Consider the following 18627-nt stretch of genomic DNA (forward strand, 5'->3'; position numbering starts at 1 on the left):
CACAAGGGTCTGGACGAGGTCGAGTCGCCCGCGGGCCGCTCAGAAGAGTCGGCGAATGACCTCGATCGTGCGAGCCAGGTGGGGTTCGTCGCGGTCGGCGCGGTGGGCTACGGCCAGTTCGATCGACGCCGCCGGGCGGATCAGGGGCCGGTAGACGACACCGTCGAGCGCGAGCGCGGTCACCGGCTCGGGCACGACCGCGACTCCGAGGCCGCCGGCGACGAGGGTGATGAGCGTCGAGGTCTCCCCGACCTCGTGCCGGATGTGCGGCTCGACGCCCGCGTCTCGCAGGACACCGAGCACGACATCGTGCATCACCGAGTGACGGCCCGCCGAGTGCATGATCAGGTCGAGGCCGGCGAGGTCCGCGGCGCGCACCCGGGTCTTCGCCGCGAGTGGATGCTCGGCCGGGAGTGCCACGACGAGGCGGTCCCGGCGCAGGGCGTGGACGGTGAGGGACGGGTCGGCCGCGGGCGGGCGCAGCAGGGCCACGTCGATCGCGCCGCCGCGCAGCGCCTCCACCTGATCCGGAGCGAGCATCTCCCCACGGAACGAGAAGTCGATGCCCGGCAGCTCGGTGGCGAGGTAACGCGACAGCGTCGGCAGCAGGCTGTACGTCGCCGAGCCGACGCAACCGAGGGTGAGGTGACCGACCGCACCGGAGGCGACCCGGCGGGCGTGGTGGGCGGCCTCGTCGACCTCGGCGAGGATCGCCCGTACCCGGTCGAGGTAGGCGCGGCCGGCGTCGGTGAGGTCGACCCGACGTGTGGTGCGCTGGAACAGAGTGATGCCGAGCTCGCCCTCGAGCTGCCGGATCGCCTGCGAGAGCGGCGGCTGTGCCATGTGGAGCCGCTGGGCCGCACGCCCGAAATGGCGCTCCTCCGCGACGGCGACGAAGTAACGGAGCTGGCGCAGATCCATAGTTTCAGAGTTTCAATCGACGTCGATATTGATACTTCACAGTATCGGCGGTGCCGTCTAGCGTCGAGTCATGAACAGTGCATACGTCTACGCCGCCACACGGACACCGTTCGGCAAGTTCAACGGCGCGCTGGCCGGCGTCCGGCCCGACGATCTGGCCGCTGCCGCGATCAGCGGTGTGCTCGCGCAGGCGCCGTCGCTGGATCCCGCCGCGATCGACGAGGTTGTCTGGGGCAACGCCAACGGCGCCGGCGAGGAGAACCGCAACGTCGGCCGGATGGCCGCGCTGCTGGCCGGTCTGCCGACCAGCGTGCCCGGCTCGACGATCAACCGGCTCTGCGGCTCCAGCCTGGACGCGGCGATGACCGGCTCCCGCACCATCGAGACGGGTGACGCGGATGTCGTTCTCGTGGGCGGTGTCGAGTCGATGACGCGGGCGCCGTGGGTGCTGCCCAAGCCGTCGCGGGCCTTCCCGGCGGGCGACGTCACCGCGGTGTCGACGACACTGGGCTGGCGGCTGGTCAACCCGCGGATGCCGAAGGAATGGACCGTCTCGCTGGGAGAGTGCAACGAGCAGCTCCAGGAGCGCTTCGGCATCTCCCGCGAGCGCCAGGACGAGTTCGCCGTCCGCTCTCACCGCCTCGCGCACCAGGCGTGGGAGGACGGCTTCTACGACGCGCTGGTCACCCCGGTCGGCGACCTGGTCCGCGACGAGGGCATCCGCCCGGACTCGGACACCGAGAAGCTCGCCCAGCTCAAGCCGTCGTTCAGGCCGGACGGCACCATCACCGCGGGCAACGCCTCCCCGCTCTCCGACGGCGGCTCCGCGGTGATCCTCGGCACCGAGGCAGCGGCGGCGACCATCGGCCGCGACCCGATCGGCCGGATCGCGGGCAGAGGCGCGATGGCGCTGGACCCGCGGGAATTCGGCTACGCACCGGTCGAGGCCGCGGATCGGGCGCTCGCCCGCGCGGGAATCACCTGGGACCAGGTCGGCGCGGTCGAGCTCAACGAGGCATTCGCGGTCCAGTCGCTGGCCTGCGTCGACGCCTGGCTGAAGGAAGGGCTGCGCGAGCCCGGGATCGTCAACCAGCGCGGCGGGGCCATCGCGATCGGGCACCCGCTGGGCGCCTCCGGCGGCCGGATCCTCGGGACTCTCGCCGCGGTCCTGAGGGAACGCCGCGAGCGGTACGGCGTGGCCGCGATCTGCATCGGCGTCGGCCAGGGGCTGGCCGTCGTACTGGAGAACCTGGAGGTGTCGAAGTGAGCCGCACCGCCGTGCTGGAATCGACCGACGAGGCCGTCGCCGGGATCGAGGACGGTTCCACCGTCCTGGTCGGCGGCTTCGGTCTGGCCGGGATGCCCTTCGACCTCATCGACGCCCTCATCCGCCAGGGCGCGAAGGACCTCACGATCGTCTCCAACAACGCCGGGAACGGCGATGTCGGACTTGCGGCGCTGCTCGCGGCCGGCCGGGTCCGCAAGGTGCTGTGCTCCTTCCCCCGGCAGGCCGACTCCTACGTCTTCGACGCGCTCTACCGCGAGGGGAAGATCGAGCTGGAGGTGGTGCCCCAGGGCAACCTCGCCGAGCGGATGCGGGCCGCCGGCGCCGGGATCGGCGCGTTCTACTGCCCGACCGCGGTCGGCACCCCCCTCGCCGAGGGCAAGGAGGTACGCACCATCGGCGGACGCGACTACCTGCTGGAGTATCCGATCAAGGGCGACTACGCCCTCATCTCCGCGCACCGGGCCGACCCGATGGGCAACCTCGTCTACCGCAAGACCGCCCGCAACTTCGGCCCGGTGATGGCGACCGCCGCCACCACCACGATCGTCCAGGTCGACCAAGTCGTCCCGCTCGGCGAGCTCGACCCGGAGGCGGTCGTCACGCCATCCGTGTACGTCGACCGCGTCGTCCAGGTCAAGTCCCGCCACTACACCGTCCAGGGAGCACGATGACCACCGACTCCACCGACTCCACCGACTCGACCCGCCCCGCGCCCACGGCCGAGGCGCCGATCAGCGTGGACCGTCCGCTCGGCATGGACGAGGTGGCCGCGGTGATCGCACGGGACATCCCGGCCGGCGCGTTCGTCAACCTCGGCATCGGCCAGCCCACCAAGATCGCCGACCATCTGCCCGAGGAACTCGGCATCGTCCTCCACACCGAGAACGGCATGCTCGGCATGGGGCCGAAGGCCGAGGGCGCCCAGATCGACCCCGACCTCACCAACGCGGGCAAGGTTCCGGTCACCGAGCTTTTGGGGGCGGCGTACTTCCACCACGCCGACTCCTTCGCCATGATGCGCGGCGGCCACCTCGACGTCTGCGTGCTCGGCGCCTACCAGGTCTCCGAGCGCGGTGATCTGGCCAACTGGCACACCGGCAAGCCCGGCGACATTCCCGCTGTCGGCGGTGCGATGGACCTCGCCATCGGAGCCAGGGACGTCTACGTGATGATGTCGCTCTTCACGAAGTCCGGTGCACCCAAACTGGTCCGCCGGTGCACCTACCCGCTCACCGGCCTCGGCTGCGTCAGCCGGGTCTACACCGAGGTCGCCACCTTCGACCTGCGGCCCGACGGCGTCCACGTGCGGGAGACCTACGGCATCACCCTCGACGAACTGCGCTCACGCCTCGACGTCGAGCTGCTCTGACCTCCTTGGGCCCGCGGGCGAGACGAACTACGCCGGGGCGTGGCTCGATCTCATGTCAAGCAGGCCTCCATGCGTTTTCCCTAGCGTTGGGACGGGCGTACGCCTTGTTCCATTCGGCTGTTCAGGAGATGCGTGTGGAGCATATTGTGGAACGGGCCGTACAGATCATTCGGGAACGATACGCGGAACCACTCAGCCTTGACGACATCGCTCGTGCGGTCATGGTGAGCAAATTCCATCTTCTACGTGTGTTCAGTCAGATTACCGGAGTGACCCCAGGGCGTTTTCTCAGTGCGGTGCGCATCGGTGAAGCGAAACGCCTTCTGAAGAATTCCGATCTCGGTGTGGCCACCATTTCCTCCACGGTCGGGTACAGCAGTACAGGTAGCTTCACCAGCCGCTTCACCGAATCCGTGGGAATCCCGCCCACTCAGTACCGCCAGTTGAGCCGGGGCGAGGGCGAGTACGCCGTGCGTTCCTCGGCCGGCGGCCGGGGCGACATGACGCGCTGCCAGTTGCGCGGCGTGGCGCGGGCTGCGGCGGAGCCCGTCTCCTCGATCTACATCGGTTCCTTCGACAGCCCCATACTCCAGGGGCATCCGTCCAGTTGGACCACCACGGAGCGCCTCGGTCCCTTCGTGCTGCACCAGGTGCCGCACGGGACCTGTTACTTGCACGCGACCATGCGGGCGGCGCAGGAGCAGCCGGGGCGGCCGCTGGAGACCATGCTGCTCACGGCCACGCTCGGGCCCATACGTATCGACCCGTACGTCACCTTCGAGGTGGAACTGGTGCTGTGTCCGCGAGGCTGGTCGCACCCGCCCATCCTGTTCGCGGCTCCCGGCCTCGAGATGCTCGCGGAGGTGGCTCCTCGACCCGGGTTCAAGCGGATATCAAGCGGATTCAAGTAGATTTCCAGTGGCTTCAAGCGGATTTCAAGGACTGGCTCGTCATACTTCTCGGAAGGTCAGCAATTAAGGAGAAGACAGGTCGTGACTCAGGCTGCGAGGCTCCTTGATGAGCGCGGTGAGGGCCGCGTCTCGGCGGTCCGGTGGATCGCCTTCTGTGAACCTCCCGAAGGGGTACTGCATGCGCGACGCATATGTAATCCGAGCGGAGTCGGCCGGCGAATTCGGCGTGTGGGACATGGCTCCTGTCTGGGACCGGATCTCCGAGGACCTGTCGGTCTGGGACAAGGACTGCAACGACCTGTCGGTCTGGGACCGGATCTCCGAGGACGTGTCGGTCTGGGACAAGGCCTCCGACGACCTGTCGGTGTGGGACCGGACCCGCGAGGACCTGTCGGTCTGGGACCGGTCCTCCGAGGACGTGTCGGTCTGGGACAAGGCCTGCAACGACCTGTCGGTGTGGGACCGGGCCTCCGAGCACGTGTCGGTCTGGGACAAGGCCTCCGAGGACCTGTCGGTCTGGGACCGGACCCGCGAGGACCTGTCGGTCTGGGACCGGGCCTCCGAGGACGTGTCGGTGTGGGACCGGAGCCGCGACGACCTGTCGGTCTGGGACTGTACCGGCGAGGACCTGTCGGTGTGGGACCGGATCTCCGAGGACGTGTCGGTCTGGGACAAGGCCTCCGAGGACGTGTCGGTCTGGGACCGGACCGCCGAGGACCTGTCGGTGTGGGACCGGACCGCCGAGGACCTGTCCGTCTGGGACCGGAGCCGCGACGACCTGTCCGTCTGGGACCAGGTGCCGGTCTGGGACCGGGTGCGGGAACTGCAGGCGGCCTGACCCTCCACGCACAGCCCATTCGGCCCGGCGACCCTGTGCATCGCCGGGCCGGACGGGCGCCGAGCAGGACCGGAAGGGAGTTGCCGTGATGCCACACCGCCTCGAACCGGCATTGGGCACAGCCGGGCTTCAGGTACGCACCGAGATCCCCGAGAGCTGGGACGGCTGGATCGGCAGAGCCCCCGTCACACTGCGCCGGCGCTGGATCTCCCTCGCCGAGAACAGGATCCCCGGCGGCGCCCGCACCTTCGGTCTGCCCGGCCCGGACGGGGACCAAGTGGCCCTGGTCGGTGGCGTGATGGAGGCACCGACGGGACATGTGCGGTTCGATCCGCAGCGGGTGCTGTCGGGTGGGTCGGTCGCCGACGGGGTGGTAGCCGACGGACCGCACCCGTGGCAGGGGCTCTCCGCCGACGAACTGTTCCCGTCCTGCGTACTGATGGGCCCCAACTACGAGTCGGCGCCGGCCGGTCCGGGCTCCCGTGATCCGCGGGTGCTGCGGGCGTATCTGGACGCCCTGCTCGACTGGTGCCGTGACCAGGGGATGCGCAGCGTCTCGGCGCTGTTCCTGCGCCCCGACTATCCCGAGTTCCTCGACGTGTTGCACACCGCGGGGTTCGCCGTGGTCCCGATGGTGGACCGCAGCGACATGGATGTCACCTGGGACGATCTGGACGGCTACATAGCCGGGCTGCGGCGCAACCAGCGCTTCGCGGTACGGCGCGAGCTGCGCGAGATCGCCGCCCGGGGCATCGAGATCGGCGAACGCCCGATCGGCGACGAGGAGCCCGAGCTCATCCCGCTACGGGCCCAGCTGGTGACCAAGTACGGCGGTGTGCCCGACGCGAAGCGCGAGGCGGACTCGTTCCGGCATCTGCGCGACCACTTCGGCCCGGAGAACGTCTGGATCGTCGAGGCCCGGCAGCGGGGCGCCCTGCTCTCCTTCACGATGCTGGTGCGGGACGGCGACCAGTGGACCGCGCTGATGAGCGGTACCGACTACGAGCATCCCGACGCCTCGTTCACGTACTTCGCCACGATGTTCTACCGCCCTGCCGAGCTGGCCCCCGGGCAGGGGATCACCACGATCGCCTACGGGCTCGGAACCGTACAGGCCAAACGGCTGCGTGGCTGCACCGTCAGCACGCTGTCCGCCGCGGGCCTGCTGCTCGACTGATCCGACTGAAGGAGTACGCCCATGTCGCCCAATCCAGCCACCTCGGCCCCCCGGCACGACGGGAAGGTACTCCTCGTCGCCGACCAGGGCCTGCAGTCCGCCGAGAGGATGACTCCCACGCAGGTCGACCGGAAGGTCTCCGACTTCTGGACCGGCATCGGCGGTGCCGAGTTCTTCGAGGCGCTCACCACCCGCTTCTACGAGCTCGTCGCGGAGGACGAGGTGCTGTCCCCGCTCTTCGCCGTCCCCGACTGGAGCCGCCACGCCGCACGGCTGAACGACCACTTCCGCCGGATCTACGGCGAGAACGACCTGGCCGCGGCCTGGGACCCGAAGATGCACCAGGCGCACGCTCACTTCCTGATCTCCCGCGAGCAGCGGCTGCGCTGGCTGGCCCTGATGAAGGAGGCGGGCACCCAACTGAAGGCACCCGAACCGCACTTCACCGAGTTCCTCACCATCATGAAGATAGCGAGCGGTGAGATGACAGCGGTGTCCAGGGGAGCCGCGCTGGCCCGCGGCGAGCGGTTCCACTGGGACGGGACCCCGGCATGAGCGCCACTCCTGTCCGCACCGTGGCCGTGGTGGGCGGAGGCCCTGCAGGCGCCTTCTGCGCGCTGGAGCTGGCCCGGCTGCTTCCGGACACGGCCATCGAGCTCTACGACCGCGAGGACCGGGGGCCGGGGGCCGGCATCGTGCTGACGGACGAGTTCGCCGAGCGCATCCGTGCCGTCCACCCCGAGGTGCTGCGGCTGCCGGAGACCGCGTACGCCTCGTGGGACGAGACGATCACGATGATCGACGGCGAACGAATCCCGTCCGGCGCCTTCGGCATGTCGGGGATCTCCCGGCAGGTCTTCCACGCGCATGTCCGCGCGCTGGCCGCGCGGAACGCCAATGTGCGGCTGATCAGGCGCACCGTCACCAAACTGCCGGAGCGGGCGGATCTGGTGGTGCTGGCGGACGGTGCGGGCAGCGAGCTGCGCCAGGAGCGCGCCGACCGGTTCGGCACCTCCGTCTCTCCGGGCCGCACCCGGTATCTGTGGATGAGCACACCCTCGGTCCTCGAACCGTGTTTCCTCCTCAAGGACCTGGGCCCGGGCCCCCTGGTGGTGCACGCCTATCCGCACGCGGCCGATGCGAGCACCTTCATCGTCGAGGCCGATCCGGACACCCTGTCCGCCCTCGGCCTGCTCGACCTGGCGGCGGCCGAGGCGGAGTTGCGGCTTGCCGAGCTGTTCCGCAGCGAGCTGGGCGGCGCTCCCCTGACGGCTCGGACAGCGGGCTGGCAGCCCTTCCGTACCGTCGTCAACCGCCGCTGGTCCGACGGCCGGACGGTGCTGGCCGGGGACGCCGCGCACACGGTCCACTTCTCGACCGGCTCCGGCACCACGCTGGCCATCGACGACGCACTGTGCCTCGCCCGGTGTATCGCCGGACACGACGATCCGCTCCAGGCGGCGGCCGAGTACGAGAGCGTCCGGCGGCCGGTCGTCGAGCAGATGCAGGCGGAGGCGGCCGAGAGCACCGCGTGGTTCGAGCAGCTGTGCCGCGGTGAGCGGCTGGAGGGCCACCAGACGGTGTTCGCGCTGCGCAGCCGCCGGGCGGTGAACACCTTCAGCCGGCTGCGGGAGCGGGATCCGGAGTTCGTCGCGCGCACCGTGGCGCGGCTGGCCGGCCACCCCACCGACGCGGAGCCCGTCGACGTGCCGCTGACGGTGGGCCGGGTGCGCCTGGACCACCGCATGGTCGAGTTGGAGCGCCGGGACGGCCGGTGTGTGCTGCGCGGCACGGACGGCACCCGGGCGGTCGGGCTGGTCGTGGACCGGGCCCCCGACGGGCCGCTGCCGGGGATCGATTTCCTCGCGGTGCGGGCCCGGCCGGAGGGCGGCCGGGTCACCAGGAGCGCTCCCGCCGCGCGGATCCGCAGCGCGGCGGCGCTCCCGATCGCGCTGCTGGTCGACGAGGAACTGCTCCGGGACGAGGCCAACACCCTGATCGCCGCGGCGCGTACGGACCTGGTGGCCATGTCATGAGCCGCAGCGGCCCGGCGGGCTCAGAAGTAGTTGCGCATCAGCTCGCCGGCCCAGGCCGGACCCCGCACCTCGCCGCGCGGGGCGAACTCCGGCAGATACGGCTTGACGTCGAGCACCGGGGAGCCGTCGACGGCGTCGAGGCCGTGCACGGTGAGCGTCAGCCCGTCGACGGCCGCGAGGCGGCAGACGGACACCCCGAGGTGGTTGGGCCGGTTGGGCGCGCGCTGCGCCAGGATGCCGGAGAGCGGCCAGTCGGTGTTGCCCCGGGGGTGCTGGGTGGCGGTGCAGGTCCGCTTCGCCAGATGGAACGCGAAGATCACCTCGACGTGCGAGTACTCGTCGAGGCCGGAGGTCGCCGACTCGTCGAACACGGCCGGGTCCAGTTCGATCCGTGAGACCACCGCGCCCCAACCGTCCTCGTGGACCTGCAGGCGTCCGCCGCGTACCACCCCGATGGGACTGATCGGATTCATTCCATCCCCGCTTCCTGCCCGGTGAGTCTCGGTCGTCCGGAACCCGCGAAGCATGTCCGTCCGCCCGCCGCGGAGTCAACCAGCCCCCACCGAACGAGGTTTCAGCCATGTCCCGCCTGATCTCCCGCCTGCTTCCCGAGCCCGGTGCCGGCCGGGTGCTGGTCCTGTGCACCGCCGTGGCCAGCCTCGGGAACGGTCTCTACGTCACCGGCGGCGCCGTCTACTTCGTCCATGTCGTGGGGCTGTCACCGGGGCAGGTGGGCATCGGCATGTCGCTCGCCGGCATCCTGGCGCTGGCTCTGGGGATGCCGGCCGGGCAGCTCGCCGACCGGTTCGGGCCGCGGGGAACCACCGCGGTGTTCGCGCTCGGCAAGGCGGCGGCGCTGGTCGCGGCGGCCTTCGTGCACTCCTTCCCGGCCTATCTGGTGATGGCCGTGGCCCTCGGGCTGGCCGAGCAGAGCGGCAATGTCACCCGGGGCGCACTGGTGACGGGGGTGATGGGCCGAGAGGGCCGGGTCCGGCTCTCCGCGTACATGCGCAGCGTGTTCAACGGCGGATTCTCGCTGGCCTCGCTGGCGGCCGGCCTGATCATCGCCGCCGATTCGAAGACCGCGTTTCTCGCCCTGTTCTGGGGCAACGCCGTGGCCATGGTGCTGGTGGCCGCGCTCTACATGCGGCTGCCGAAGGTCCCGGGCGTCCCGCGCGAACCCCGCGGCAAGCGGCCGCGCGGGGCGGTGCGCGACGTCCCCTATCTGATGGTCGCCCAGGTTTCCGGGATCCTCAGGATCGGGCCGACCGCACTGGCGGTGGGGCTGCCGCTCTGGCTCGTGGTGCACACCGACGCCCCCCGGGCGCTGGCGGCATGGATCATGCTGGTCAACACGCTGATGGTGGTGTTCCTGCAGGTGCGGATGTCGCGCGACGCGGACACCGTACGGGGGGCGGCGCGACTTCAGCGCTTCACCGCCGTGGTCCTCGCCGTCGCCTGTGCCGTCACCGCGCTGACCGGATCGATGCCCGCCTGGGCGGCCGCCTCCGTGCTCCTGGCCGCCGCGGTGCTCTTCACCTTCGGTGAGATCTGGGGCGAGGCCGCCCGGTGGGGGCTGCGATACGAGTTGGCGCCCGCGAACGCGCAGGGACAGTACCTGGGGGTCTTCGCGACCGGTGACGCCTTCGCCCTGATCGCCGGGCCGACCCTGGTCACCACGGTGCCCGACCGGCTCGGCGGCCCCGGCTGGCTGCTGATCGCCGCCCTGTTCCTCACTGTGCTGGTCGCCGGCGGCCCCGCCGTCCGGTGGGCGGAACGGACCCGGGTGCCGGAGCCCGGGACGGCCGATGCCCCGCTGACCACACAGGCGTGAGACGCAGCCGGTTCCGTCCACCGCACCTCGATCGCGCGAGACCGCGGGCGTCACGGCGCTCGCGGTGAAGGACCCATGATTTCCTCATGCCTTCGGTGTGAACCCTTCGCTGCAGGGAACCCTGCCGACGGTTTCATACTGGAGGGCGCGAGCGGGTCGGCGGGCGGAGCCGCACTTCCGGCCCGTTCCGACGGCCCGAGGAGGTCAGTTGACCACGACTCCACCCACAGAGGACTCCCCTGCGCGCATCCACCACCTGTGGTCCCTGCGCGAGGACACGGTGGTCGGGTGGGAAGAGGAAGGCCGGACGCTCGTGCTCAGCGGTCCGCAGGGCACGGAGCGGGTCGAGGATCCCGCGCCCGCGGTGGCCGAGGCGCTGCGCCGGATGGAACTCGGTCCCGTGCTGCTCGCCAACCTGCTGCAGCCGAACGGCGCAGCGGCCCCCGGGCACGACACCTACACGGTGGTCCTGTCGGTGCTCCGCGGGATCTCCCACGTGGTGATCAGGACGCTGTCCCTGGAGGACCTCAAGGGGCCGGTGCTGTCGGTGGTGCCGGTGGGACGAACCGCCCGCTTCTCACTCGTCCGGCCGGCGGCGCAGCGCAGGGTGCGGCTGCGGCCCACCGTGACGATCAGCGTGCGCGGGGACGCGTTCCTGGTGCGGTGCAGCACCCTGGAACATCAGGTGGAGATCCACCGCCCCGAGGCGATGTGGGTGGTGTCGCTGCTGGCCTGGCCGACGACACCGGACGCGATGGTCGAAGTGCTGCCCCTGCCAGCCGAGTTGACCCTGTCGATCCTCGGTTATCTGGCGGGGGCCGGGATGACGGTGGCCGCGACCTGACCGCGCCACCGCCAGTGCGGGGGCGGCAGCCCGCGGGGCCCGGTCACAGCAGCCAGCCCGACTCACGGGCGATGCGGATCGCGTCGACCCGGTTACGCGCGTTGAGCTTCGTCACGGCGGTGGTGAGGTAGTTGCGTACGGTGCCCACCGAAAGACGCAGGTGCTCCGCGATCTCCTGTGGTTCCGAGCCCTGCGCGGCCAGTTGGAGCACCTCGGTCTCGCGGGTGGTCAGCGGGCTCTCGCTGCCGCCCCAGGCCGCCAGGGCCAGTTGGGGGTCGATCACCCGCTGGCCGGCGACGACCCGGCGCACGGCCTGGGCGAGTTCGCTGGGCGGGGCATCCTTGAGGAGGAAACCCGCGACGTGCGCGGACATCGCCCGGCGCAGCGTGCCGGGGCGGCCGAGGCTGGTGAGGATCAGGGTCCGGCACTCGGGGAGACGCTCGTGCAGGAGTTCGGCCGCGCTGAGTCCGTCCAGGCCGGGCAGGTCGATGTCGATGATGGCCACGTCCGGCCGGTGTTCGCGTGCCGCGCCCAGGATCTGATCGCCGCGTTCGAGTTCGGCGATCACCTTCAGGTCGTCCTCCAGATTGAGCAGAGCCACCAGTGCGCCACGGACCATGTGCATGTCCTCGGCCAGGAGGATCCGTATCATCGCCGCTGCCCCCGTTGCCCGACGTATGTGGAAGTTTTTGGATCCTACCCAAGCGCATCCGTCGTCGGTGTTTCGTCAACAGACAAAGATCAGGCCAAGGTTGCTCACGCGACGTTGTCGTCCCGGCCGTACGGCCGCTCGCCGTTCGTGATCTCGCCCGCGCCCGGATCCCCGGCCCGGGCCTCCCGGACCGGTGCCTCGGCGGTGAGCCGGAAGACGCCCGTGTCGGAACCGTCGGGGACGCGCCGCACGATCAGGCAGCCTCCGATGTCCTCCAGCCGCCGCTCCAGGTTGCCGAGGCCGCTGCCGCTGTGCGGCGACGGGACATGATGGCCGAGCACCAGGCCGTCGTTGACGATCGTGAGGCGGACGAGATCGTCTTCGATCCGCGCGGAGATCCGGCAGTACGACGCCTTGGAGTGCCGCAGCAGGTTGGTGACGCCCTCGCGCAGCACCGTGGCCAGCACGGTGGACGTCGTCACTCCCAGGCTCTCGATGGCGTCGTGGGTGTCGACGGTGACCGAGACACCGGCGGCGGCCAGCACCGATTCGGCGGAGGTGAGTTCGGAGCCGAGGGACATCTCCCGGTACCCGCGGGCGACCCGGCGTACATCGGCCAGTGCCTGTCGGGAGATGACGAGTACCTCGTCGACCTCGTCGCGGGCGCGGGACGGGTTGGCCGGAATGAGGCGGTGGATCAGCTCGTTCTTGAGGGTTATCGCGGAGAGGCTGTACCCGAGCAGGTCGTGCAGGTCCCTGGAGAACCGCAACTGCTCGTTGCTGACGGCCAGTCGGGCCAGGTCGGCGCGGGCCCGGTGCAACTGGTCGACCAGGCTGGTCAGGCGGCTCAGGCCGTACACCACGAGACCGGTGAGCGCGGTGGTCTGGCACATGTACACGATGTCGACGACGCCCCGGTCGTACAGGATGCCGGGGATGAGCAGGCTGAGCGTCGTCAGTCCGTACAGCGTCCAGCCTGCCCGGGCGGGCAGGAGAAGCAGCACGGAGCCGGCGAAGAAGCCCGCCATGGCGCCCCAGGACACCCCGAACCAGATCAACGGCAGGTAGGAGAGGACGCCTTGGGCGGCCAGGGTGAGCAGCTTGGTGCGCATCGGTGCCCCGGAACTGCTGGGTGCCGAGTGCACGAGTTGCAGCAGGAAGACCAGCACCAGGCAGATCAGGGCGAGGGTCAGGTCGTACGGATTGAGCCGCTGGGAAAGGATGTTGAGGAAGGTGATGCCCAGATAACAGACCAACGCGGCCACCAGAACGCCTCGGGCGGTTCTCGTGGCCACGCTGCTGTGGTCCTGCGATTGTCCGGAATGCGATGGAGATCTGTGCGGATCGGTACCGTCCACTCTCGCCCGAGCCCCCCGTCGTGTCACGATTCCGGTTCGGATGCAACCGGCGTCATTCTAGACAGAGCACGGTCGGAGACTGGCGCAAAGTGTCCATGGGGCGGTCGGGCAACTGTCCGAAAGCGGTCGGTCACACGAAGAGCGGGATCGGGTTCAGCTGCTCGTACGGTGTGGGCCGGGAGAGGCGTCCGAGCGCGACCGGTACGTCGAAGAGCCTGCCCGGCGCGTACCGGGCCCAGAAGTGCCTGAGTCCCGGCACCATCACCTTGACCACCGGCATGCCGACGTCCGGCCGGGTCTGGTCGAGCACGAGAAGCTCCAGGCCCTTGGCGCTGACGAGTTCGGTGACGGCCTTGACGTCGTCGAGCAGGTCGGTGCGCACAACGTAGTTCCAGTGGCCGGGAGTTCGTGGCCCGGTGGCCGGATCGGGCGCCAGGTAGGACTGGTTGGCGAGGGTCGCCTGCCGCCACCAGCGCACCGGGAGCGGATCCGTGATGCCGTAGCCGCCGCCGGGGCGGCCCGCGCCCACGGCCGGCAGCAGCTGCCCCATCTCGGTGAGCGCGCGGCGCAGCGCGATCGCGGGGTCGAAGTGCGCGCCGAAGCCGAAGACGATGTCCTCGGTGGGCCCCTCCGTACGCCGGGACAGTGCCACGACCGCGGGGATGCCGAGGTCCGAGGTGAGGTCCAGCGCCCACAGCTCCCGGCCCAGCTTCCGGTATCCGTCGCGCAGTCGCCCGATGTACGGCTCGTCGAACGAGTCCAGGTCGATCGCCGGCTGCCGGGTGCGGTTGTACCACCACAGCGCGACGGCGTCCCGCTCCACCAGTTCCAGGAACCCTTGCAGCAGGGCGTCCTCCGGACTGCTGCCCGCCGCGTTGCCGTTGGAGTCGGCGTACGGCCCCTGCGGGGAGGGGGTGCCCGACGGGAAGTAGAGCATCGACGTGGGCAGGAGCCGGTGGCGCCGCTCGGTCAGGGACCAGACGGGTGTCCACTCCACCGGCCGGTTCTCGTCGAAGGGCTCGGGTACGTGGTGGAAGGGCGAGCCGGAGCGGTTCCAGCGGTCCCGCTCGCGGAACTGCCGGTCCGCGTACAGCTGGCAGGAGTTGGGGTGGAGGGCCTCGTCGCCGAGGGCGCGCAGGGTGTCCACCACGACCGGTTCGTCGCCGTGCCGGGTGCCGCTGTAGCGTTCCACCGACTCGCACAGCGCGCTGGTGCGGGCCTCGGTGTCGGTCAGGCCCTTGCCGCCGCTCAGCGAGCGCAGCCCGGCCAGGCCGCGGTCCCGCATCGCGAGGTTGCGCCCCGACACGTAGGTGGTGGCGAACTCCGGTGCTCCAGGGGAGGGTTCGAGCACCGGAACGATTCCGGTGATCGGGCTCACCAGGTGCCCGTAGCGCTTGAGCAGCTGGTCGGGGCTGAGCGCCCGGTGACCGCCGCCGCCCTGCCCGGCCTTGGGCCGCGACACCGGGACGAACGGCGCGAGCACGCGCCGGCTCGTCAGCGCGGGGTCGCCGCAGGAGGGGCACTGGGGGATACGGGCCACGGCGTGGACGCGGGTCCGCAGGGTGAGGGTGTCGACCGTGCGGACGGAGTCCTGGTCGGCGTAGCGCAGGCCGGCCAGCCACTTGGCGGCCTCGAGGACCGCGCTCTGCGCGGCCATGACGCGTCCCGCCGACAGCGAGGCGATCGGCCGGCCGAGCGGGCGGTCCAGGCCCAGGGCCTGCTGGAGCGATCCCTCGTACCCGCGGTGCTGCTCCAGCCGGGCGGCCAGGCACGACCAGCAGGGTCCCTCGCCCGGCCGGAAGAACGGGCCGATCCAGGGTTCGTAGCCGCACGGCCGGGTGAGCAGCCACGGCCTGCCCGCCGCCCGGTGCTCGGCGTCGACCCGCTCCAGCTCAGGAGAGAGGTAGTCGTCGCACAGGACCAGCGTGAGGTCCGCGTCCGAGTCGGTCACGTTGATGCCCGACTCGACACCCGCCGCGAGCACCGGTCCGGCGTCGACGCCGGCGAGCGGCAGGACCCGGAGCCGGGAGCCGGCCAGCCCCGCCGCTGCCCGGGCGCCGTCCAGGCCGGCCAGGTCCCAGTACGCCTCGGCGACCGGGTCGGTGCCCGTCGCCGCCGGGCCGGCCTCCGCCGGGGCGGGGCTGCCGAAGCGGAGCAGCCCGGCCTCGCTGAGCAGGCGCAACCCGGCCTGCGCCTCCTCGACGGTCAGCGCGGGCGCGGCACCGTTCAGGATCTCGGCGAGTGACCGGGTGCCGTCCAGGAGCGGGACGAGCACCTCGGCGAGGGCGCCGTGCAGGGTGGTTACGCCCCGGCGAGAGACCAGGTAGGTCGCCTCGCCGGGGACGGTCGCGGGACGCAGGTGGTGCCTGAAACCCACGAGGATTGAGCCGTCCTGTAGGGCGGCCGGTCCGGATCTCCTGGTGTGCGGCGACCCGGAAGTCATATCCAGGACCCCACGACCGCGTCACCCTCGACGGCCACGGGAGCCGCGGCGTTCGTACCGAGGGCATCGGTGGGGGCGCTCTGGGCGCAGAAGGTGAACTGGACGGTGCCGGTCGGGGCGCTCTGGGCGCAGTAGGTGAACTGGGCGGTGTCGGTGGGGGTTGCCTCGGCGCAGAAGGTGAACTGGACGGTGCCGGTCGGGGCGCTCTGGGCGCAGTAGGTGAACTGGGCCGTGTCGGTGGGAGCTGCCTGGGCGCAGAAGGTGAACTGGGCGGTGTCCGTGGGGGCTGCCTGGGCGCAGTACGTGAACGGAGCGGTGCCAGTGGGTGCGGCTTCCATGCCGTAGGTGAACAGCATGGTGGAGCCGGCGGAGTGGTCGAGGGTCTCGACCACGAGGAGCGGACGTGCGGGAGCTGCCTCGGTGATGCGCGCCGAGTGGGAGGTCATAGGCGTGGCACTGGCGTGGCTCATCGGAGAAGATCCTCACTGACGTGGTCGGCTGGTGCTCCAATGGCCGGAATACTTCCCGGGTGAGAGCTTCACGGACAGTGTCCGGTTCATCGCCGAGGGGTGAAGTTCTCACTCAAGCGGAGTCCCCAGCTCCGTCAGCCGCGGCTTGAGCGGTTCCCACCAGTTCCGGTTGTCGCGGTACCACCGGACGGTTTCGGCCAGACCCTCCTCGAAGCTCCTGCGGGGCGAGTAGCCCAGCTCCTCGCGGATCTTCGTGCAGTCGACGGAGTAGCGGCGGTCGTGCCCCTTGCGGTCCTCGACGTGTTCGACGCTGTCCTCCCAGTCGGCGCCGCACGCCGCGAGCAGCATCCCGGTGAGCTCCTTGTTGGAGAGCTCGGTGCCGCCCCCGATGTTGTAGATCTCGCCCGCGCGGCCCCTGGTGCGGACCAGTTCGATGCCCTGGACGTGGTCGTCGATGTGCAGCCAGTCGCGGACGTTGCCGCCGTCGCCGTACAGCGGGACCTTCCTGCCGTCGAGGAGGTTGGTCACGAAGAGCGGGATGACCTTCTCGGGGAAGTGGTGGTGGCCGTAATTGTTCGAACAGCGGGTGACCCGGACATCGAGGCCGTGGGTGCGGTGGTACGACAGCGCGATCAGGTCGCTCGACGCCTTCGACGAGGAGTACGGCGAGTTGGGGCTCAGAGGGTGGCTCTCGGGCCAGGAGCCCTCGTCGATCGAGCCGTACACCTCGTCGGTGGAGACGTGCACGAAGACCTCGACGCCGGCCCGGTGGGCCGCGTCGACGAGCGTGTGCGTGCCGACCACGTTCGTGCGCACGAACTCGGCGCCCCCGTCGATCGACCGGTCGACGTGCGACTCCGCGGCGAAGTGCACCACCTGGGCGTGCTCGGCCATCAGCTTGTCGACCAGCTCGGGGTCGCAGATGTCGCCCTGCACGAGGGAGAACTGCGGGTGCGCCCGGACCTCGTCGAGGTTGGCGGGATTGCCCGCGTACGTCAGCTTGTCCAGGACGGTGATCGCGACGTCGCCGGGACCCTCGGGGCCGAGCAGCGTACGGACGTAGTGGGAGCCGATGAATCCGGCGCCGCCGGTCACCAGGAGGCGGGTCGTGGCCGGCGTGGCCGGTCGGGTCGGGGGCATGGGGCGGACTCCTCGGTCGGCAGGGGGACTTGGGTCAGGCGGCGCGGACGGCCGGCTGCGGGATGCGGCGGGACGCCAACTCGGTGACATAGGCGCCGTAGTCCGTACCCCGCATCTCCTCGCCGAGGCGGAGGCACTGCTCGGGGGTGATGAAGCCGCGGTTGAGCGCGAGTTCCTCGACGCAGGCGATGTACTCGCCCTGTCGCTGCTCGATCAGCTGGACGTACTGCGCCGCCTGCAGCAGCGAGTCGTGGGTGCCCATGTCCAGCCAGGCGAAGCCGCGACCGAGCGGGGTGAGCCGGGCCCGGTCCTGCGCCAGGTAGGCCAGGTTGACGTCGGTGATCTCCAGCTCGCCCCGTGCCGAGGGGGTGAGGTTCTTGGCGATCCCGACCACGTCGTTGTCGTAGAGGTACAGCCCGGTCACCGCGAGGTTGGAGCGCGGGTGGCGCGGCTTCTCCTCCAGCGACAGCAGTCGGCCCTCCTCGTCGATCTCCCCGATCCCGTAGCGATGCGGGTCGCGCACCCGGTAGCCGAACAGCGCCGCGCCGTCGAGCTGACGCACCGCGTCGTCGAGGAGCAGCCCGAAGCGCGGCCCGTGGAAGATATTGTCGCCGAGCACCAGCGCGACCTGGTCGCCGTCGATGAAGTCGGCGCCGATGATCAGCGCTTCGGCGATGCCGCGTGGCTGGTCCTGCTCGGCGTATTCGATGTTCAGGCCGAGCCGGGAGCCGTCCCCGAGGAGCGTGCGGAAGCTGTCCGAGTGGTCCTTGGACGAGATCACCAGGATCTCCCGGACACCCGCCAGCATCAGCACGGAGAGCGGGTAGTAGATCATCGGCTTGTCGTAGACCGGCAGGATCTGTTTGGACAAAGCTCCGGTGAGCGGACGCAGGCGCGTGCCGCTGCCGCCGGCGAGGATGATGCCTTTCATCTCAGATCACCTTCCACTGTTGTTCGAGCCGAGGGCTCTCCTCGTACCGCGGTAGCTCGCAAAGCGGCAGACCGGGACGTACACGTACGCGGCGCTCGGGCAGGTAGCCCCGGACGCGCCGGGGCTACCTGCCCGGATCCCGCTGGCCCGATGCTGCTGCCGTCCGATCGGGCGCGGGCGGAGAAGCGCTGGAGGCGACCGCGGCCGGGTCCCGGGCAGGCGCGCGCCCGGGGAGGCGTGGGCCAGGACTCGACCGGTACTTGAGCCGGGGTTCCTAGCCTCGGCTGTGATGTTCTGCGCCGCCCGCATCGGGCCGGCGCTCTGTCACCGACCCCGCGACGGAAACCGTTGTCCCTCCATGGTGAAGTCGGAAGGAAATCCCCGAATGAGTACTGACAAGGTCGCCGCCGGCGGC

18 protein-coding genes are annotated in these 18627 nt (G+C 70.4%); 10 read left to right on the top strand and 8 right to left on the bottom strand.

Translation table 11 applies throughout. The features are described from left to right. Positions 1 to 39: 39 nt before the first annotated feature. A complete protein-coding gene (locus tag ACWD5D_RS05315) occupies positions 40 to 921 on the bottom strand; it encodes a LysR substrate-binding domain-containing protein (protein ID WP_451371434.1) in 882 nt (293 codons plus the stop codon). Between the two features lie 70 nt (positions 922 to 991). Between ACWD5D_RS05315 and ACWD5D_RS05320 the strand changes: the two genes are divergently transcribed. From ACWD5D_RS05320 to ACWD5D_RS05355, 8 genes are all read left to right on the top strand, one after another. After that, complete coding sequence (locus tag ACWD5D_RS05320) at positions 992 to 2188, top strand: thiolase family protein (protein WP_451371435.1); 1197 nt, start codon at positions 992 to 994, stop codon at positions 2186 to 2188. After that, on the top strand, positions 2185 to 2880 hold the full coding sequence (locus ACWD5D_RS05325) for a 3-oxoacid CoA-transferase subunit A (RefSeq protein ID WP_451371436.1): 696 nt from the start codon (positions 2185 to 2187) through the stop codon (positions 2878 to 2880). The genes ACWD5D_RS05320 and ACWD5D_RS05325 overlap by 4 nt, the downstream gene beginning before the upstream one ends. 83 nt (positions 2881 to 2963) lie before the next feature. Then, the gene (locus ACWD5D_RS05330; RefSeq protein ID WP_451371582.1) at positions 2964 to 3578 is read left to right on the top strand and encodes a 3-oxoacid CoA-transferase subunit B; all 615 of its coding nucleotides are present in this window, start codon (positions 2964 to 2966) and stop codon (positions 3576 to 3578) included. A gap of 134 nt (positions 3579 to 3712) precedes the next feature. Continuing rightward, positions 3713 to 4489, top strand: coding sequence for a helix-turn-helix domain-containing protein (locus ACWD5D_RS05335; protein ID WP_451371437.1), 777 nt, complete (start codon positions 3713 to 3715; stop codon positions 4487 to 4489). Positions 4490 to 4667: 178 nt separating this feature from the next. Then, a complete protein-coding gene (locus ACWD5D_RS05340; protein WP_451371438.1) occupies positions 4668 to 5327 on the top strand; it encodes a hypothetical protein in 660 nt (219 codons plus the stop codon). A gap of 88 nt (positions 5328 to 5415) precedes the next feature. Continuing rightward, positions 5416 to 6504, top strand: coding sequence for a hypothetical protein (locus tag ACWD5D_RS05345; protein ID WP_451371439.1), 1089 nt, complete (start codon positions 5416 to 5418; stop codon positions 6502 to 6504). A 21-nt stretch (positions 6505 to 6525) separates the two neighbouring features. Next, positions 6526 to 7059 carry a truncated hemoglobin gene (locus ACWD5D_RS05350; protein ID WP_451371440.1) on the top strand — a complete coding sequence of 178 codons (534 nt, stop codon included), beginning with the start codon at positions 6526 to 6528 and terminating at the stop codon, positions 7057 to 7059. After that, the gene (locus tag ACWD5D_RS05355; RefSeq protein WP_451371441.1) at positions 7056 to 8540 is read left to right on the top strand and encodes an FAD-dependent monooxygenase; all 1485 of its coding nucleotides are present in this window, start codon (positions 7056 to 7058) and stop codon (positions 8538 to 8540) included. The genes ACWD5D_RS05350 and ACWD5D_RS05355 overlap by 4 nt, the downstream gene beginning before the upstream one ends. 20 nt (positions 8541 to 8560) lie before the next feature. On the opposite strand, the gene ACWD5D_RS05360 is transcribed toward ACWD5D_RS05355, so the two are convergent. Next, positions 8561 to 9013 carry an SAM-dependent methyltransferase gene (locus ACWD5D_RS05360; RefSeq protein WP_451371442.1) on the bottom strand — a complete coding sequence of 151 codons (453 nt, stop codon included), beginning with the start codon at positions 9011 to 9013 and terminating at the stop codon, positions 8561 to 8563. A 107-nt stretch (positions 9014 to 9120) separates the two neighbouring features. Here ACWD5D_RS05360 and ACWD5D_RS05365 point away from each other — a divergent pair, with 107 nt between their 5' ends. Then, positions 9121 to 10374 (top strand): MFS transporter, encoded by a 1254-nt coding sequence (locus ACWD5D_RS05365; RefSeq protein ID WP_451371443.1) that lies wholly within the window; start codon positions 9121 to 9123, stop codon positions 10372 to 10374. Positions 10375 to 10582: 208 nt separating this feature from the next. Beyond that, positions 10583 to 11218 (top strand): NADH oxidase, encoded by a 636-nt coding sequence (locus ACWD5D_RS05370; protein WP_451371444.1) that lies wholly within the window; start codon positions 10583 to 10585, stop codon positions 11216 to 11218. Positions 11219 to 11261: 43 nt separating this feature from the next. Here ACWD5D_RS05370 and ACWD5D_RS05375 read toward each other — a convergent pair whose 3' ends face one another. From ACWD5D_RS05375 to rfbA, 6 genes are all read right to left on the bottom strand, one after another. Further along, positions 11262 to 11870: a response regulator gene (locus tag ACWD5D_RS05375; protein ID WP_451371445.1), complete on the bottom strand. Its 609-nt coding sequence runs from the start codon at positions 11868 to 11870 to the stop codon at positions 11262 to 11264. A 104-nt stretch (positions 11871 to 11974) separates the two neighbouring features. Continuing rightward, a complete protein-coding gene (locus tag ACWD5D_RS05380; protein WP_451371446.1) occupies positions 11975 to 13165 on the bottom strand; it encodes a sensor histidine kinase in 1191 nt (396 codons plus the stop codon). Positions 13166 to 13358: 193 nt separating this feature from the next. Further along, complete coding sequence (locus tag ACWD5D_RS05385; RefSeq protein WP_451371447.1) at positions 13359 to 15671, bottom strand: TOMM precursor leader peptide-binding protein; 2313 nt, start codon at positions 15669 to 15671, stop codon at positions 13359 to 13361. Beyond that, entirely contained in the window at positions 15668 to 16141 is a 474-nt protein-coding gene (locus tag ACWD5D_RS05390; RefSeq protein ID WP_451371448.1) for a hypothetical protein, read from the bottom strand. The genes ACWD5D_RS05385 and ACWD5D_RS05390 overlap by 4 nt, the downstream gene beginning before the upstream one ends. A gap of 108 nt (positions 16142 to 16249) precedes the next feature. Further along, entirely contained in the window at positions 16250 to 17281 is a 1032-nt protein-coding gene (gene rfbB, locus ACWD5D_RS05395; RefSeq protein ID WP_451371449.1) for a dTDP-glucose 4,6-dehydratase, read from the bottom strand. A 34-nt stretch (positions 17282 to 17315) separates the two neighbouring features. Next, positions 17316 to 18212 carry a glucose-1-phosphate thymidylyltransferase RfbA gene (rfbA, locus tag ACWD5D_RS05400; RefSeq protein ID WP_451371450.1) on the bottom strand — a complete coding sequence of 299 codons (897 nt, stop codon included), beginning with the start codon at positions 18210 to 18212 and terminating at the stop codon, positions 17316 to 17318. Positions 18213 to 18627 lie beyond the last annotated feature (415 nt).

The sequence above is a fragment of the Streptomyces sp. NPDC002520 genome (assembly GCF_053595235.1).

Excerpts from the sequence above, each read along its gene's own strand:
- ACWD5D_RS05315 (WP_451371434.1), bottom strand. The coding sequence starts at position 921 with ATGGATCTGCGCCAGCTCCGTTACTTCGTCGCCGTCGCGGAGGAGCGC.
- ACWD5D_RS05320 (WP_451371435.1), top strand. The coding sequence starts at position 992 with ATGAACAGTGCATACGTCTACGCCGCCACACGGACACCGTTCGGCAAG.
- ACWD5D_RS05330 (WP_451371582.1), top strand. The coding sequence starts at position 2,964 with ATGGACGAGGTGGCCGCGGTGATCGCACGGGACATCCCGGCCGGCGCG.
- ACWD5D_RS05340 (WP_451371438.1), top strand. The coding sequence starts at position 4,668 with ATGCGCGACGCATATGTAATCCGAGCGGAGTCGGCCGGCGAATTCGGC.
- ACWD5D_RS05345 (WP_451371439.1), top strand. The coding sequence starts at position 5,416 with ATGCCACACCGCCTCGAACCGGCATTGGGCACAGCCGGGCTTCAGGTA.
- ACWD5D_RS05350 (WP_451371440.1), top strand. The coding sequence starts at position 6,526 with ATGTCGCCCAATCCAGCCACCTCGGCCCCCCGGCACGACGGGAAGGTA.
- ACWD5D_RS05355 (WP_451371441.1), top strand. The coding sequence starts at position 7,056 with ATGAGCGCCACTCCTGTCCGCACCGTGGCCGTGGTGGGCGGAGGCCCT.
- ACWD5D_RS05360 (WP_451371442.1), bottom strand. The coding sequence starts at position 9,013 with ATGAATCCGATCAGTCCCATCGGGGTGGTACGCGGCGGACGCCTGCAG.
- ACWD5D_RS05365 (WP_451371443.1), top strand. The coding sequence starts at position 9,121 with ATGTCCCGCCTGATCTCCCGCCTGCTTCCCGAGCCCGGTGCCGGCCGG.
- ACWD5D_RS05375 (WP_451371445.1), bottom strand. The coding sequence starts at position 11,870 with ATGATACGGATCCTCCTGGCCGAGGACATGCACATGGTCCGTGGCGCA.
- ACWD5D_RS05385 (WP_451371447.1), bottom strand. The coding sequence starts at position 15,671 with ATGACTTCCGGGTCGCCGCACACCAGGAGATCCGGACCGGCCGCCCTA.
- ACWD5D_RS05390 (WP_451371448.1), bottom strand. The coding sequence starts at position 16,141 with ATGAGCCACGCCAGTGCCACGCCTATGACCTCCCACTCGGCGCGCATC.
- rfbB (WP_451371449.1), bottom strand. The coding sequence starts at position 17,281 with ATGCCCCCGACCCGACCGGCCACGCCGGCCACGACCCGCCTCCTGGTG.
- rfbA (WP_451371450.1), bottom strand. The coding sequence starts at position 18,212 with ATGAAAGGCATCATCCTCGCCGGCGGCAGCGGCACGCGCCTGCGTCCG.